We start from the raw sequence: 15,575 nt of genomic DNA on the forward strand, positions 1-15,575 counted from the left end.
ATCGGCCGGGTTATGCCGGCCACACCCAATTCCCGCCTCCGCACGCTCGGCCAGCCCCCGGAACCGGACGGGCTCGGCCTTCTGCGCCGCGAACTCGCAGCAAAAACTCGGCGCGTCGAAGAGACGCTCCTCAACCTCGACAACCTCATCTCGCCTACCGACTGGCTCGACGCCGGCGACGGGTTCCCCGGGTTCGGCGCGTGGCGCTGGAACCGCCCCGGCACGCGCGACCAGGACCGCACCCACGCGCCCATCACCTACCTCAACGAAGAGGACTGGCGCCAGCACGTCGCGCTCGCACGCGACCTGTGCCAGCGCAACCACCTCGCACTCGGGTTCCGGGATCACGTCGCCAACTTCATCGGACCGATCAGCGTCTCGTTCGTGCTCCGGGGGCAATCTCCCGGGGCCAGCGCCAGCGGTCCCATCGACGCGGACGGGGACGGTGAGCCCGACGTCGACCCCATCGTGAAGGAAGCGACCCAGGCCTGGGACGAGTGGCGCGAGCTGGCCGAGTGGGGCGAGGGCGAGCACGACCGCGAGGCCGAGTGCCGCACGCGCCTCATCGTGGAGGGCGAGTGCACGCTCCGGTTCTTCACGGGCGACGCGCGCTCCGACGGCCTGCCCCATGTGCGCCACGTCGAACCCGAACTGATCCGCACCCCGCCCGGGGCCAGCACCACCGATCCCTGGGGCTGGGGCATCAAATGCACCGACGATGATGACGAGTGCGAAGAAGCGCTCTGGCTGTGCCGGCCCGATAACCCCGACGACGGGCGCGAGGTCCGGTCGTCGGAATACGTGCGCGCGAAGGCCAACGTCGACCGCACCGTGAAGCGCGGGCTGTCCGACTTCTTCTCTGTTGCCGAGCACCTGCGCAAAGTCCTGGGCCTACTGGACAACATGGGCCACGTGGCCCGGCTCCAGTCCGCCATCGCATGGTGGGAGCAGTACCCCACCGCGACCGAGGCCCAGGTCCGCGCGATGATCCAGTCGGGCACCGACTACTCGCGCCCCAAGGCCGCGCCCGGGTCGCCCGCGCGCACCACGGACGTGCAGAACTACGAACCGGGAAGCATCATCCGTACCGAGGCCGGGCGCCAGGTGCAGCCGGGGCCGGTGGCGACCGGGGTCGCGGGGTACGCCCAGGTGGAAGCGCTGCTCCTGCGCGGGGTCGGATTCCGCTGGGGGTGCCCGAGCTACTTCTCGGGCGACGCCGACGCCAGCTTCGCCAGCGTACTCGTCACCGGCTCGCCGTTCGTCCGCATCACCGAGGCCCGACAGGAGAAGGTCAAGGGGTTCGCGCGTGCCGTCGCGCGTCGGGTGCTCGAGTTCTGCGAGCGCACCGGGCGCCTCCCGCGCGGCACCACCCAGCGCGTGCGCCCGATCGCGACCGCGCGCCCGGTGGTGATCGCGGACGAAGAAAAACAAGCGCGAACGTTCCTGGCGCTGTACCAGCAAAAGTGCGCGGACCCGATCGAGTTCGTGCGCAAGCGCGGGGGCGACCCAAAGGTGGTCGCGGCGAACATCCTGGCGTGGCAGAAGAAGTTCGCGCCCCCGGACCAACCCCCGAGCGGGGCGGGGCCGGGCGGCCCGTTCCCCTCACCCCCGGGCAGCGCCGGCGGCGACGGCTCCTCCCCGAACGCGGCCCCCGTGGGCGAATCGCGCCGAGTACGGGAGAACTACAACGAGGCCGACCACCCGCGCGACGACCACGGCCAGTGGGTCCATAAGGACGATATTCAGGCCGCAAAGAGCGATCCCGCGAAGGCCGACGAACTGCGCGCGCAGGTCACCCATCCGGCCCAGCGTGCCAAGCTCGACGCGCTACTCAGTTCCGGCACACCGAACGATCAGACGGTCGGAACCGCGGCCCCCGAACCAGAAGTGGTTCCGTCCGTGACCGCCCTGAAAGGGCTCTTTGATAAAAAAACTGATGCAGAACGATTAGAAATCCTCAAAGCAGCGAGTCAGCACGCAAGTAATAAGGCGTTGATACTCGCGGAAGGTGGAGGCGCCCTGATTTTAGGGCCAAGCGCGAAGTGGCAATCGGCCGGCGATAGCGCGGTTACAATACCTGAGATGGTAGGAGACGGGTACGACTTTCACAGCGCCGACGGTTCGCTCTACCACCTCACGGACATTAAGGTGCGCGAGAAAGCGGGCGGCCCCCGAAGCGTCGTCCACACCGAAACGAGTCCCGACGCGAAGCTGACCGAAGCGAACTACATCCTCGCGGCGCACCCGAACACGCCCGTCGTAATTGGCAGCCTCCACTTCGGGTCCGGGATCCCCGGGGACCCGACCTCGGGAGCGACGTTCGTAACCGGGTTCCCGGGGGGCGGGAAAAAAGACGCAACGTACTCAGCGGACGCGCGAGGCGGCAAGCGCCCGAAGGGGAAACTGCTCTATGATAACACCAAGGAATGGGAGCGCGCGGTCGACGCGCGCCTCGCGTCACCGGCAGACGATGCCCCGCTCCCCGCTCTCCAGATCCATCCGACGTTGACGACCACGTTCAAGGACTGGACACTGGAGAAGGTCGAGGAAGCCCGAACTAAATACCAGGAAGCAGCACAGTTCCTCACAACCGGCGAGCGCGGTAAAAAGTACCGGGCACTGTTGGAACGCCAAGTTGTGGACCGCGTCGTCGACGGAACCATCGCGAAGTTGACGGCGGTTCAGGGCGACGAGCAAAAGGCCCACGTAATAACGGAAGTCATCAAGAAACGATTCCCCAACAACAAACACCTCGCGGAGAAGCTCGCTCAAATGGACATCTACAAAAAAGCCGTGTACGCGAACTCCACACCCGAAGAACTAGCCCAAGCCGCAAGCGGGATGCCCGACGAACACAAAACCGACCTGATGAAACAAACCGCAGCTACGATGTCCCCCGAAGCGCGCAAGAAACTAATAGCCGAACTGCTAGCCGCCGAGAACAATCCCCCAACAACGAGCTGATGGGAGCTAGCCCCGTGGACGAACTCGAAAAGGCCGTGTACGCGAACGCCACGCCCGAAAAACTTGCCCAGACCGTGAACGGGATGCCCGCCGAACACAAGAGCAAGGTCGCAACGGATGTGCTAGGCGGCCTAACCGACGACGACCTGAAGAAATTGCCGCCCGAATTGGTGGCGCGGATCATTGCCGCGCACCAAAACGCACCCGCAAAGCCCGCGAGCTGACAGCCCCTTCCCGCGCCCGCCGCGCCACTCAGGACGCCTCGGGCTTCGCATCGTCGGGCGAGTCGCCTTCGTCCGGCCGAGGCGTGCCTTTGGTGCCCGGTGGGAGCTTAAATCCTTTCGGAAGTCTGGCCCCCTCCAAGTTTGCACCGCTTAAGTTAGCGCCTGTTAGATCTACGCCACCCAGATTCGCATCAGTTAAATTTGCACCAGTCAGGTCCGCTCCGGTTAAATCTGCGCCTACCAGATTAGCCTCCATCAAATCCGAACCAATCAATTTCGCATCAATAAAAATAGCACCATTCGCATTAACCTTACGCATGATAGAACCAGACAAATTTGCTGCTCTTAAATTCGCTCGTCTCAATATTACATCAGTCAAATCAGATCCAACTAAATTTGCACATGTCATATCGACAAACCCAAGATATCCACAATTAAAATCGGCTCCCGATAGATCCGAATAACTGAATTTGTCAGACTCGAATGCAATCATCCGTACATCAATACCTGCAAGCGTCTGCCGTGAAAAATTAAAATTTGTCTGCCAATCATAATCCCTCACGCCGCTGCGCAACCGCAGGAATCGCCCCAGGTTGATACTCCCTTCCTCATCAGGGTGGGGAATCGGCGTTTCGTCGCTGAGGCCACGCGACAATCCAAAATATCCCATCAGGCACTGATCCCAATAGTTAACTAACAACCGGAGAGAATCCAAACAATCCGGGATAACTTGACCATCAGGAACACCAACATTAGCTGACTTCCAGCCGTGAGACGGAGGAGCCACAACGTCGGCCCAGAGACCGTGCAAAATCCGGTTCATCAAATCGACACTTGCTTTCGGCTTACGTGTGAAGCCGAAAGCTCGAAGCCGACTTACCAGTTTCTCTGGGGCTTTTGTCAATTGCCCGAACTCCGTGACCAGTTCATCGAGCAGAAGTCGCTCTACCTCACGTAACGGAAATTGTGCTAATGCCTGCATCGCGTCATCGCGTTTGCGGCGGAATAGACTTGGTTTAAAATCTAACGGGTCTTGGTGTACCTCCAATAGCGCACGAGCGCACCACTCTGCTAAAAGATACTGTCGAAACCCCTCGGGTTGGAACTCGAATTCGTTTTGGCGTACATCGCCGGGATCGAAAAAATGCAGTACGAATGCGGTCCGCACGTCTTTGAATCGTAGTTTCTCACACACTTCAGGGGTGAGCATGTCCTTCAGTAGTGCCTCCGAACACTTCCCATTGGACTTCGGCCATGAGGCTAAATACGCCATTTCCTGAAGCAGCAACCGATACCCGTCTTTCATATCTGGCGGCAGAGGGAATTGTTCACCGCTTTTCTGGAGTTTACCTGAGATCGTCTCGTCCACGAATGTGCGGAAAACTTCCGCTCGGCTCAAGCGCGTCCCCCCAACAGCTAATGGATGAACGTATCGAGCAAGCATGTATAGTAGCAAAGGATTGGCAGTCACAGTCTTGTCGGCCAGCTGCCGCAGACGCTTATCGGTCACACTCACGTCTGCGGTGCGCATCCGCCAGCGAATCGCCCAACCACTCACCTCCTCTTCCTCAAACGGTAGAACGCGAACTACGAACGCCTTCCGCTCCCGCCACTCGGTCTGAATGTTGGTTGTCACCACAGCCGATCGCATTGCCACGACGACTGTGTGCCCACGATCAACGAGTTTCGCCAACTTCAAGAAAAGCTGCCACACGATCTCGTTCTGGTGGCTGCTCATTTCATCGAAACCGTCAATGAAATACACCACCCGATCCTGGCGTGAGAGATCTTCGGTCGGCAATCCGTATTCGGTGCGCACTTGTTCGGCGATGGCTTCAAGCAGGTTCGAGTTTTGGTAAATTTCACGCCACCGCACGAACACGACCGGTAGCTTCTTATCCGAAACGTACTGCTTAGCTGTTTCTGAAGTGAGGACGCGCATCAGGCACGATTTCCCGGCGCCCATGTCTCCAAAGAGAACCACGAGTCGCGCGCGGGCCGCGGCAATGTGTCCCGATACAGCTCCGTAGCCCTTGATTTCGGGTACCTTCTCCCAATCAATCTCACTCTCTGTCCGGCCCTGCGGTACGCGCCCGTCGAAGTCCGCGCACTTAATTCGAGGCGGAATGAAAAGTTCGTCCTGCGGCACTTCGCCGAACAACCGGACTTGGTGGACTGTTGACAACTCCTCTGCGAGCAACTCCAACCCCTTTCGCCCCGCAGCGTCCAGCGATTCTTGCAAGCGCGCCTTCACGTCCGGTTTCTGAAGCAATTTCTCGACCGTCTCAGCTAGTGCGTCAGCCGTGCGCCCTCGGATCACGTCTATTGTCCGGCGGTTCTCCAGAGTGAGCCGACCGTCGGCCCGGCACGCCCCCGCGAACCATGCTTCCGCAATGTCAGCTAGTTCGCCAACGAGCGGCCACGACCGACTGGTACGCATCCCGCTGCGCCCGAAAAGCGAAAGCCACGAGAACTCCCGCGCCAACAGTTCGTTGGCCTTCTTGACACCGCCCTCGGGATCTTTAACAAACGCGCGCCAAGTCTCCTCTTGGCACAGCTCGTGGTGCTCAACGCGGGCTTTCTGGATTTGATTGAAGAACGTGGTGCTCAGTTCCGACGCGATGAGTTGCTCGGCGGTCGGGTCCGGGATTTGTCGGCTGGCGATCTTGAATACAAGGCCGATCGGCCCGCCGATACCGGCGAAGTCATCGATCATGTCACGCAGCGGTCCCTTTTCGAGCGTGGCCTTGATCGTACCCGTGGTCGCTTTGCTGACGTCGTCGACCCACTCACCGATCTTCTGCAGCGTCTTCTTGAGAGCCACGGGCGACCTCGTTTTGATTCGGGCGGTGATTACGCGAGCACGTCCTGAGATTGTGCCGAACGAACGAAGCGATGTGAAGTGAAAACTGAAGTCTTAACCCGCGGTTCATGGTCGGCGCCCCGCCATTCCCCACACCGCTCCGCGCACCGGCACTTGCAGTACAATTCCCCGTACCGCAAGTGCCTTTACAGTAAGGGAACGGATGGACGCCAGACTGTTAGACTACCTGCAACGCATCCTCACCGCCCGCGTGTACGACGTGGCCGCCGAGTCGCCGCTGGAGCGCGCCGCGCGCCTCTCGGCCCGGGTGGGCACCCCCGTCTGGCTCAAGCGCGAGGACACGCAGCCGGTGTTCAGCTTCAAGCTCCGCGGCGCGTACAACAAGATGGCCCGCCTGTCCCCGGACCAGCGCGCGCGGGGGGTCATTTGCGCGTCCGCCGGGAACCACGCCCAGGGCGTCGCGCTCAGCGCCCGGCGCCTCGGGTGCCGCGCCGTCGTGGTGATGCCCGTCACCACCCCGCGCCTGAAGTCCGACGCGGTCCGCGCGCTCGGCGCCGAAGTCGTGCTCCACGGGGACAGCTACACCGACGCCTACCACCACGCCGCCGAACTCGGCGCCCGGTCCGACCTCACGTTCGTCCACCCGTTCGACGACCCGGACGTGATCGCCGGCCAGGGCACCATCGGCATGGAGGTCCTGCGCCAGCACCCCGGTCCGCTCCGCGCGATCTTCGTGCCGATCGGAGGCGGGGGGCTCGTCGCCGGAGTCGCGGCCTACGTGAAGGCCGTGCGCCCGGAGGTCCAGGTGATCGGCGTGCAAATGGCCGATTCCGACGCCATGCGCCGGTCCGTTCAGTCCGGCGAGCGCGTTCAACTAAACGACGTAGGGCTGTTCGCCGACGGCACCGCAGTGAAGCTCGTGGGCGCGGAAACGTTCCGCCTCGCGCGCGACCTCGTGGACGCTTTCGTGACCGTGGACACCGACGCGGTGTGCGCCGCCATCAAGGACGTGTTCGAGGACACACGCAGTATTCTGGAACCCGCAGGAGCAATGAGCGTGGCCGCGGCGAAGCGATTCGCGGAGGAGCACGGGCCGAGCGACCTGGGGCTGGTGGCCGTTACCAGTGGGGCCAACATGAACTTCGACCGTCTCCGGTTCGTAGCGGAGCGGGCCGAGGCGGGCGAGGGACGCGAGGCGCTGTTCGCGGTCACGATCCCGGAGGAGCGCGGGAGCTTCCGGCATCTGTGCGAAGCGATCGGCCGGCGCAACGTGACGGAGTTCAACTACCGCATCTCCGACGAGCGCGTGGCGCACGTCTTTGTGGGCCTGGCGGTGAACGACCGGGAGGAAGCGCGGGCGCTGCACCGGGCGTTCACCGACATGGGGTTCGAGGCCCTGGACCTGGTGGACGACGACCTGGCGAAGGACCACATCCGCCACATGGTGGGCGGCCCGAGCCGGCTGGCGCGCGACGAGCGCCTGTACCGGTTCCAGTTCCCCGAGCGCCCCGGCGCGCTGGTGCGGTTCCTGACGGCCATGCCCCCGGACTGGAACATCAGCCTGTTCCACTACCGCAACCAGGGCGCGGACTACGGGCGCATCCTGGTCGGGCTCCAGGTGCCCGCCGGCGACCGGGCCGCGTTCGAGGCGTTCACGGCCGCGCTCGGGTACCCGTGCGTGGACGAAACCGCGAACCCCGTCTACCGCCTGTTCCTGTGCTGAGATAGGGGCGAGTGCTAAAGTGCAAAAAACGAAATGCGCCGAGAATTGCACCCGGTGCATTTCGTTCACTATGCTCGCACAAAACAATTCGGTTCGACTGTTTGCAGTACCACTTTCACAAAAAATCAACTACGGTCGTGGGCCGGTAGCAGGCGCGCCCCTGGGAGCTGACTTGCGAAGCGGAAATCGGATATCGTAGCGGTCCGCAATTGCACTGCTGGCGACCTCAGCACAATTAATCGCATGTTCGGCATCAGCTAAGCGCAACGCGAGATCCGCCTTCTCAATCTCGTCAAGATCGTAGTGAACCAGCATTTGCGAAGCGATCAGAGTTACTGCTTTAAACTCCTCCTGAATTGCAACGACCCTCCAAATATCGCGTAAAACAGCCCAAGGTGCTGCCCCGACCGTTTCACCTTTTTGGCTATCTAGATAACCTGCGAACTGGTCCGCAAGGCGGTACAGTCGCGCAGTGTATTCCCGGAGTACCCGCGCGGTGCGCCGGTACTGGCGCCGGCGACGCTCTTCCGCAGTTTCAACCTCGCTCTTCATACCGCTGCCTCCCAATCCTTCAGCGCGATTACTCTCTCGATGAGTCGGCGCACTGACTCGATCTGGGCTTGGTGGTCGTAACCGGCAATGCTCTTCTGAATCGCATCCCCGGTCACGGTCGAAAAGTTCGCGATCACGAGCGACGCAAGGGCGAGATCGTGACGAAAGCGAGCCGGATCAAGACCACTGACCAACTCAGATATTGCCTGTCCGTACTCACCCGTCGTGTAATGCCGTTGCACTTCGTCCCATTCATCGAACCATAAGTCGGCTTTCGCAGCCACAGTCAGCAGCCAAACGCGCTCCCGACAGGACCGAAGCGGTTCGGTGAGCTGCTTCAAAACTCGAAGTTCATCTCCCCGCCGGTTCGGGAGGTACCGAGTGAGAAACTCTTGCGTCGGTTTCGGAACCCTGGACCGATAGAGCGGGTGGTCGCGGAGACGAATCCCCTCACCGAGCGTGTGATACCCGTAGGCGCTCAAGAGAATGATACCACGGTACCGCCCTGCGGCCAAATCCACTTTGAGGTCCGGCCAATACACACTCGCCCGGTGCGGTTGTCCCGGCGTCGTTACAATCTGAACATCCGGGTCGTCCGCAAGTGGGCACTTCTCGATCCCGGTGCTCTCGTTGTAAATCCAGGGGTTATCAATCAGCCAGTCGCGCTCGCCGGCCAGAATGCGCAGGAGCGTCGTTTTTCCACACCCTCCGGGGCCGAGTACCAATATCGGGCGATTATCCGGCTTCCACCACCAATCTTTGAGAGACGTGAGCGCCTCCGTAATCTGTTTGCGGTTCTCATAGGCCCATGTGAGGGCACCTCCGACGGTAACACCGGCGGCTGCAGTTACAGGATCGGGCATTTTTGCTCCCTGTTGATCCGTCGATTATTTCACACCCGAACCGCACGTGCCAAGGTATTCGCACCCTGCCCGCGCCCCGGTCCACCGGGGCGCGTTCGTTTCCAGCCGGCGCAAGTCACTCATCCGCGGTCGTTGGTCATCAGTCGGTAGTCCCCTGCCCTGGCGCGAATCTGGCGAAGCGCCAACCGCGCCGCAGCCAGAACACCAGCTCCGGGACGAACGCTCCACGACCACCGGTCCCGAATGACCAACCTGACACTGCGCGGCGCGGAGCCGTCCGACTGGCTGTTCCTGGATCACCTCCAGCGCCGCCACCACGACGCGATCGGGTACTTGCCGCGCGTGGCCCTGGAAGAAGCGATCGACCGGCGCCGGGTGTTACTGACCCTGGAGAACGACGCCCCGGCGGGCTACCTGTACGGCAAGGCGACGTACCAGCGCCGCGCGGACCTGGCGATCATCTTCCAGGCGGCGATCTGTTTCGACGCGCGCCGGCGCCAGATGGGAACGGCGCTGGTGAACGAGTTCCTGGGGCGCCTGCCCACGGACGTGAGCCAGGTGTGCTTGTGGTGCGCCTCCGACCTGGACGCGAACCAGTTCTGGTCGGCGCTGGGGTTCGAGGCGGTGGCGCGTCGCGCCGGTTCCCGGCGCACGGGCCGCACGCACGTGTTCTGGTGCCGCCACATCAACGGCGGCGCGGGCACGTTCTGGGCGCCCGACGCCACGCGCGGCGGCGCGATGCGCGAACCGCGGGCGGTGGTGCGGGTGGGAGAAGTAGGAAGGGTGTAACGCCTTGCAAAGAATTGCCGCCCGGTAATACTATCCAACCCCACGAAGCAACCGGCCCGTTGCTCGGGTAGAGGTCGCGGTCCTTCACCACTACAACGGTCAGCGTTTCCGGCCTCCGAACGTTTTTAGTCCGGTAGTGTCAGTGAAGACGATGCGCTGCGGCGATGTCACTGAAAATCCTGTATCTGCGACTGATTCCAGCTTGGACCGGCGCAAGCCCGGCGCTAGACTAGCTCACTGCCGATCCGAACGATACTCGTTCAGCGGCCCAAATAACATCACACTCCGTTCCGACATGGCCGACACTCGCCAAATCGTCACGCGCGTGGTCGTCCCCGCGCTGGGAGGGGTTGGCTACACACCAGATTACCTTCAGCGCGACTACCAAATCCCGAACCTCGAAGGCATTCTCAGTTACGTTATGCTTTACGCGCCCAGGAGTGACACATTGTTCCAGGTCTGGAAGTTGTGGGCCAACAGAGTCGCCAGTTTCTCTCGATGTTTGGTCGGCAGATCCGCGAGGCACCCGTCGATGGCACTCTGGAACCTCTTGAAGTCCTGATGGTGCCGACTGTTGAGCACGTCCTTCTTCACGAACTTCCACAGGCGCTCGATCAAGTTCAGGTTCGGCGAGTACGACGGCAGGAACAGCAGCTCGATCCCCAACTGCTTGGCCGCGTCCTGCACCAACACGCACCGCTGATACCGGGCGTTGTCCAGCACCAACGTGACGGGCACCGAGCCCGCCCGGCGCGCGATCGTGTGAAGCAACGCGCACACCGACGTGGCGGTGATGTACGTCGTGTTGATCTCCGTCACCAGTTCGTGCGTGACCGCGTTCAGCGCGCCCAGCACGTTGTACCGCTGCCGACCACTTGCCGCGCGCACGTGCAACCGCACGAAGCACCACACCCAACCCAGGAACGACGCCAATACGAAGTGCGACGCATCCACGAAGTACACCGACCGCTTACCGCTCCGCGCCTCCGCCAACTTCGGTTCCAGGTCCGCCTTTTAAAAAGTCCGCCTGCGCTCGGGCGTGTTCCTCGATCGTCTTCTTGGGCGGGACCGGGATCGGTGCCACCTTCAAGCACTTCATCCCCAGGTCGTCCTTGAGGAATTTGCGCACCCGCGACACTTTTCGTCGGACGCCCGTCAGCTCCTCGATCCGCCGCGCCGCCTCGTGAGCCGTGTGAGGCGGGTGCTTGCGGAACTCCTGTTCGATCGTTGCCGCGTGTGGCGTCAGGGCACTGGGTTGTCCCTTCCACCCGAACGACCGAATCCCATCGAGGCCCTTCGCCGCGAAGATGTGCAAGGTCCGCTGAACCGTGGACCGGGACACGTTGGCGAGTTCGGCGATGCGCCCGTGCGACTCGTTCTTGCTCTTGAGCCACAGGATCTCCATGCGCTCCTGAACGCGCGGGTCCGGGTGCCCGTACCGATCGCGCACAATCGCTTCGACAACCGACTCGGGGAACGAGTACGTGGGACGCATGGAGCCTCTCCCGGTAACGGATTACGGTGAGCACCGATCTTCCGCTACAGCACCAGGCTCCTCAAGGATAAATTGTGTCACTCCAGGGTACGCTGAGAATAACGCCAAGCGACAAGCAGAACCCGAACGACCCACCGGTAGCCCGGACCGACTCGATGTTCTCGCGTTTACAAACTCTGACCAACAAGATTGGAACACGTCGGCGGTGGCCGTCGATATCGGGGCTAGGGCCAGCGGCACCGAAGAGAGCCGTAACCGGGCACGAGCGCTATTCAACGCGACAGCGGCACCGACTGCGATCATCGGACTCGAACAACAACGGGTCGATGTGTGGTTCAACTGCCACAACGGGATGACCGCAGTTCCGGGAAGTGTGGCCCTGAATACGAAGGCGCTCGAAAAGGCATTTCGCGACCACCAAACCGACGTGCGGCGCGAGCGGCTCGCTGAGCTGCGCACCGGGCAGCGGCACCTGTTCGAGAACCACCTTTACGCGCTCCGAGGCAACCTCGTTGGATACCTGCACCGCGGTATTCGAGCGGCCGTAGACCAACTCGGGGATTGGTGGAATAGCGACAACAAGAAATACCTCACCGCGAAATACTCGAATCTCCGCGTCGCGTTCTCGAAGATCGCGCTGGCGTTGCTCGCCGCCCGAATTCTGGAGGACAAGGGAGCACTCGGCGCGGGTCGCGGGCAATCAACCGATGCCCGTAAGCTTCTCGATGACGCCTGCCAAAAGTGGGATTCATTCTTCGACGATGTGGTCGAGCAGCAGCTGCCGATACTCGATCGCGGCTTCCCGGACGATGCCGACGAAATGCTGGAGAGCCTACTGGGCCACCTCACGGGGCCAGTCCATTTCGGGCTAGTCACGCACGAGATGCTCGGTGACCTCTACGAGCAAGCCGATCTACCGGCTCGGCGATTCGCCGTCGCACAGAAGGCACTGATCACTGATGAATTCCGATTGCAAGGTGTTCACTACACCCCGTTCCCGATCGCGCGGCGCATCGTGGATCGCATCCCGTTTGAAGACCTTCGTCCGTCAGAGCGGGTGACCTGCGACTTAACCTGCGGTTCCGGGTCATTTCTCGTAGCCACGACCGATCGGTTAGCCGAACTGTACGACCCACGCGAACGCGATGCCGGTTCGGACCGGATCGCGTACCTGCAGCGAAGCGTGTGCGGCAACGATCTCGACGATGTCGCACTCCTGCTGGTCAAGTTAACCTATCTCCTTGCGTACTGGAGTCGTTCGCGCGGAAGCGACGGCATTGCGTATCCGAACATCGTGAGCGGCAACGCACTCGATCTCGATCCAGCAAGGGCATTCGGTATTCGTCCATCGGTCTTCGTGGGTAACCCACCGTTCGACTCCGACGAACCTGCCGGAGATTTTCTGACACGCGCGATCGATTTTCTCTGGCGACGAGAGAAGGGGCAGTGCGGATACATTGGAATGGTACTACCGCAGGGTTTTCTGAAGGGTGATCAGCACCACCAAGTAGCCCGCAGCTATTTACTCAATCACGCTCGATTACTCGAAGTGTGGGAATTACCCGAACGCACTGTAGGAGACACTGCGGAAGTATCGACTTGCGTGATCGTCGCTGAAGTTCGCGCCGGTCAAGCGGGCACACCACGAGCAGTTCGGGTGGAACAAACCTTCAGTCGCCGCAAAGAGGCGCGGTCAGCAATCCGCGACGCTGGACTGCCGACTTGGTCCTACTCAGCGATGTTGGGTGGTGAGACTATCACTGCTGCCCCAGTTGATTCCCTTTCCAAATTGAATCAGCCTGGTAGACCAGCTCTCGGCGATCTTGCAAACGTCGTTTGGGGATTCCTCCATACCAAAGACAAGAAGTATGAATCTCCGGTGTTCCATACTAAGCCCGCAACGGGCCGAGTCCCCTACTTCCATCTCCAATCAAAGCTTCGCCCATACTGCCTTACTGAAGCAGATTGGGAAGAGTGTCATGCAAACGGCAAAGGGTATTGGGAACAAGGCACGGGGCCAGGGCCACGACATGAGAACTGGCTTCATTACGAAAGCCCCAAAATCGTCGTTGCCTCTCAAGGAAATCCAAACCAGCAGGCGCAGCTGATCGCGGCAGTCGATCTCGAACAACGGTACCCGGGCAAGCATTTCATCGTGATTACTCTGCGTGAAGGGTGGGAGCACACGTTTCGCAACCTTTCGCAGATTCCACTCGATGGTGGTGAGTCGCTTGTGTCGCAAGAATCCACGTTAAGGTGGCTCTGTGCGATTCTTAACTCACCGATCGGGCACGCATACGCTGCCGTGAACAACACGGCACGCGGGGGACAAGCCAAACAGTGGACTTCATTCAACATCCCTGCGACATACGATCCTAGAATCGCGGTGCTTGTCGAGGTACTCGAGCGACTTCCGCGCCCGGCGAATCTGGTAGACACGCCGACTTGGGATCCGCCCACAATGACGGCTGCTCCTACGTCGCAAAGCGCACCGTCGCTGCCAGGAATGGAAGACGAAGAACCGGAACCGAGCGGGAATGCCTATTGGGAACTGGTCCGCGAGATAAATCAGCGGGTGTTCGAGACCTACGGACTGAACGCCGATGACCAGCGGCAAATTATGACGTTCTTGCGGAGCATGACCGATCCGTGGGCCGCTCACGGAAAAGACGTTGCGGACCTGCCACCACACACGGAACTGCGTGTGATGCAAGGAGCCGTCCACAGTATCGATGTTGGCGCCCAGACGATTTCACTCAAGCTGTCTTGGGCTGCGTTCCGCCCTGGGCCGGTGACGATACCGATTCCGAAATTCATGCCAGGGTGGGCGCTCGAAGAAGGGCGTGGGTTCACTTGCCGCGCACCGCGTGAGACAAAAATCGACGACCTTCGCAAGAACGAATGGCTCCTGCGAGATTTCCGCCCACTGCCGTATGGCTACCTCTCAGTTCCTGAGTTGGAGAGGATGCTGGGCTATCAAGCGAATGGGACGAGCAACACGTGAGCCGATCGCCCGATCCACTGGTCATTCAATTTCTCAACGTCGGCCAAGGCGACGCGGCCGTTGTTTTCCTCCCCAATTCCAAGCGCGCCCTCGTGATCGATTCGTTTGACGGTATCGCGGTAGCCACCGCGCTTGCCGCTCGGAACATCGACGAGATCGTAGTCTTTTTTACCCATTCCGACGGAGATCATATATCCGGCGCGCAAGACCTGTTTACCAATTTCACCGGGCGACTAATTGGCCTCTTCTACAACCACGATCGTTCGCAAAGCCGTCCTGGGTCGGACTACCACCGGTACCTGCGAACTCTCGTGGCGGTGAGTCGCAATAACCCGTCGCAACAACCTTGGCAAGACGCATTCACCACGAGCCTTGAGCACCACGACGATTTCGGCAGCCTCGTTTCCTATCCCATTCGTCTTCGCATCCTTCATCCCACACATACACACTGTTCCGGCCTTTTAGGGCAATCTCCCAACGACCAATCCGGCGTTCTGCGCGTCGAATACCGCCCACGAAAAAAGCCGCCCCGTGCCATACTCTTTACCGGCGACATTCAACTCACGGGCATCAGCTTGATGCTCGAAGAACATCAGGCCGATCCGTCCGTACTGGAAGCAGACGTACTCAAATTCCCGCACCACGGAGCGTGGCCGACCACCTACGCTGGAAGCAGCGCATTTCCGAACCTTCAACGGCGCTCGATGGCTGATTTTCTGTCCGCAGTAAACCCGCAACTCGTCGTCATCTCGGCGGGTTTCAACAACCAGCACACACACGTTCAACGCGGACTATTCACCGCACTACAGGCGCTCGCGGGGAGTGGCCGGTTATCGCGTATTGCCTGCACCGAGTTCACCCCGACTTGCACGCAGGGCTGCCACACCCCCACACCACAGCATTGCGCCGGCGATGTCACGGTGACATTGCACCCGACTCCGCGAATGACCGTTTCGCCGTCGCCTGCTACTCACGCGACACGCATCCGTTTACATACGCTGCCCGGTGTACGGGGTTGCGATCCATTATTACCTCCACCTCCACCGCCGACACTTCCGCCTACCCCACCATCGCCCAAAAAGGTCAAGAGCGGTAGCAAGGCAAAAACGAAACCGAAGAAACCTTCCAGTCCCTGAG

11 protein-coding genes are annotated in these 15,575 nt (G+C 61.1%); 6 read left to right on the forward strand and 5 right to left on the reverse strand.

Annotation, left to right across the window (positions count from 1 at the left end; genetic code table 11):
* Positions 1-12: 12 nt before the first annotated feature.
* Positions 13-2,964, forward strand: a complete 2,952-nt coding sequence (locus VT84_RS23550; RefSeq protein ID WP_082841203.1) for a hypothetical protein — start codon at positions 13-15, stop codon at positions 2,962-2,964.
* A 14-nt stretch (positions 2,965-2,978) separates the two neighbouring features.
* Positions 2,979-3,188, forward strand: a complete 210-nt coding sequence (locus tag VT84_RS23555) for a hypothetical protein (protein WP_082841204.1) — start codon at positions 2,979-2,981, stop codon at positions 3,186-3,188.
* 28 nt (positions 3,189-3,216) lie between these two features.
* Here the strand turns inward: VT84_RS23555 and VT84_RS23560 are convergent, their stop codons facing one another.
* A complete protein-coding gene (locus VT84_RS23560; RefSeq protein WP_082841205.1) occupies positions 3,217-6,012 on the reverse strand; it encodes a pentapeptide repeat-containing protein in 2,796 nt (931 codons plus the stop codon).
* Between the two features lie 202 nt (positions 6,013-6,214).
* Between VT84_RS23560 and ilvA the strand changes: the two genes are divergently transcribed.
* The gene (gene ilvA / locus VT84_RS23565) at positions 6,215-7,735 is read left to right on the forward strand and encodes a threonine ammonia-lyase, biosynthetic (protein ID WP_157469756.1); all 1,521 of its coding nucleotides are present in this window, start codon (positions 6,215-6,217) and stop codon (positions 7,733-7,735) included.
* Between the two features lie 129 nt (positions 7,736-7,864).
* On the opposite strand, the gene VT84_RS23570 is transcribed toward ilvA, so the two are convergent.
* Together VT84_RS23570 and VT84_RS23575 are read right to left on the reverse strand one after the other, a co-directional pair.
* Entirely contained in the window at positions 7,865-8,287 is a 423-nt protein-coding gene (locus tag VT84_RS23570) for a hypothetical protein (RefSeq protein ID WP_082841207.1), read from the reverse strand.
* Positions 8,284-9,150: a hypothetical protein gene (locus VT84_RS23575; RefSeq protein WP_082841208.1), complete on the reverse strand. Its 867-nt coding sequence runs from the start codon at positions 9,148-9,150 to the stop codon at positions 8,284-8,286. Before VT84_RS23575 ends, VT84_RS23570 begins: the two co-directional genes overlap by 4 nt.
* Positions 9,151-9,393: 243 nt before the next feature.
* Here VT84_RS23575 and VT84_RS23580 point away from each other — a divergent pair, with 243 nt between their 5' ends.
* Complete coding sequence (locus tag VT84_RS23580; RefSeq protein ID WP_082841209.1) at positions 9,394-9,939, forward strand: hypothetical protein; 546 nt, start codon at positions 9,394-9,396, stop codon at positions 9,937-9,939.
* A 426-nt stretch (positions 9,940-10,365) separates the two neighbouring features.
* Here VT84_RS23580 and VT84_RS42390 read toward each other — a convergent pair whose 3' ends face one another.
* On the reverse strand, positions 10,366-10,932 hold the full coding sequence (locus VT84_RS42390; protein ID WP_410000365.1) for an IS630 family transposase: 567 nt from the start codon (positions 10,930-10,932) through the stop codon (positions 10,366-10,368).
* The gene (locus VT84_RS42395; RefSeq protein WP_052552795.1) at positions 10,910-11,434 is read right to left on the reverse strand and encodes a helix-turn-helix domain-containing protein; all 525 of its coding nucleotides are present in this window, start codon (positions 11,432-11,434) and stop codon (positions 10,910-10,912) included. Before VT84_RS42395 ends, VT84_RS42390 begins: the two co-directional genes overlap by 23 nt.
* Positions 11,435-11,639: 205 nt before the next feature.
* Between VT84_RS42395 and VT84_RS23590 the strand changes: the two genes are divergently transcribed.
* Together VT84_RS23590 and VT84_RS38835 are read left to right on the forward strand one after the other, a co-directional pair.
* On the forward strand, positions 11,640-14,438 hold the full coding sequence (locus tag VT84_RS23590) for a class I SAM-dependent DNA methyltransferase (protein WP_082841210.1): 2,799 nt from the start codon (positions 11,640-11,642) through the stop codon (positions 14,436-14,438).
* Complete coding sequence (locus VT84_RS38835) at positions 14,435-15,574, forward strand: ComEC/Rec2 family competence protein (protein WP_157469760.1); 1,140 nt, start codon at positions 14,435-14,437, stop codon at positions 15,572-15,574. Before VT84_RS23590 ends, VT84_RS38835 begins: the two co-directional genes overlap by 4 nt.
* The last annotated feature ends 1 nt before the right edge of the window (position 15,575 follow it).

Source organism: Gemmata sp. SH-PL17, from assembly GCF_001610855.1.
GTDB lineage: Bacteria > Planctomycetota > Planctomycetia > Gemmatales > Gemmataceae > Gemmata > Gemmata massiliana.

Excerpts from the sequence above, each read along its gene's own strand:
- VT84_RS42395 (WP_052552795.1), bottom strand. The coding sequence starts at position 11,434 with ATGCGTCCCACGTACTCGTTCCCCGAGTCGGTTGTCGAAGCGATTGTG.
- VT84_RS23550 (WP_082841203.1), top strand. The coding sequence starts at position 13 with ATGCCGGCCACACCCAATTCCCGCCTCCGCACGCTCGGCCAGCCCCCG.
- ilvA (WP_157469756.1), top strand. The coding sequence starts at position 6,215 with ATGGACGCCAGACTGTTAGACTACCTGCAACGCATCCTCACCGCCCGC.
- VT84_RS23575 (WP_082841208.1), bottom strand. The coding sequence starts at position 9,150 with ATGCCCGATCCTGTAACTGCAGCCGCCGGTGTTACCGTCGGAGGTGCC.
- VT84_RS23570 (WP_082841207.1), bottom strand. The coding sequence starts at position 8,287 with ATGAAGAGCGAGGTTGAAACTGCGGAAGAGCGTCGCCGGCGCCAGTAC.
- VT84_RS23580 (WP_082841209.1), top strand. The coding sequence starts at position 9,394 with ATGACCAACCTGACACTGCGCGGCGCGGAGCCGTCCGACTGGCTGTTC.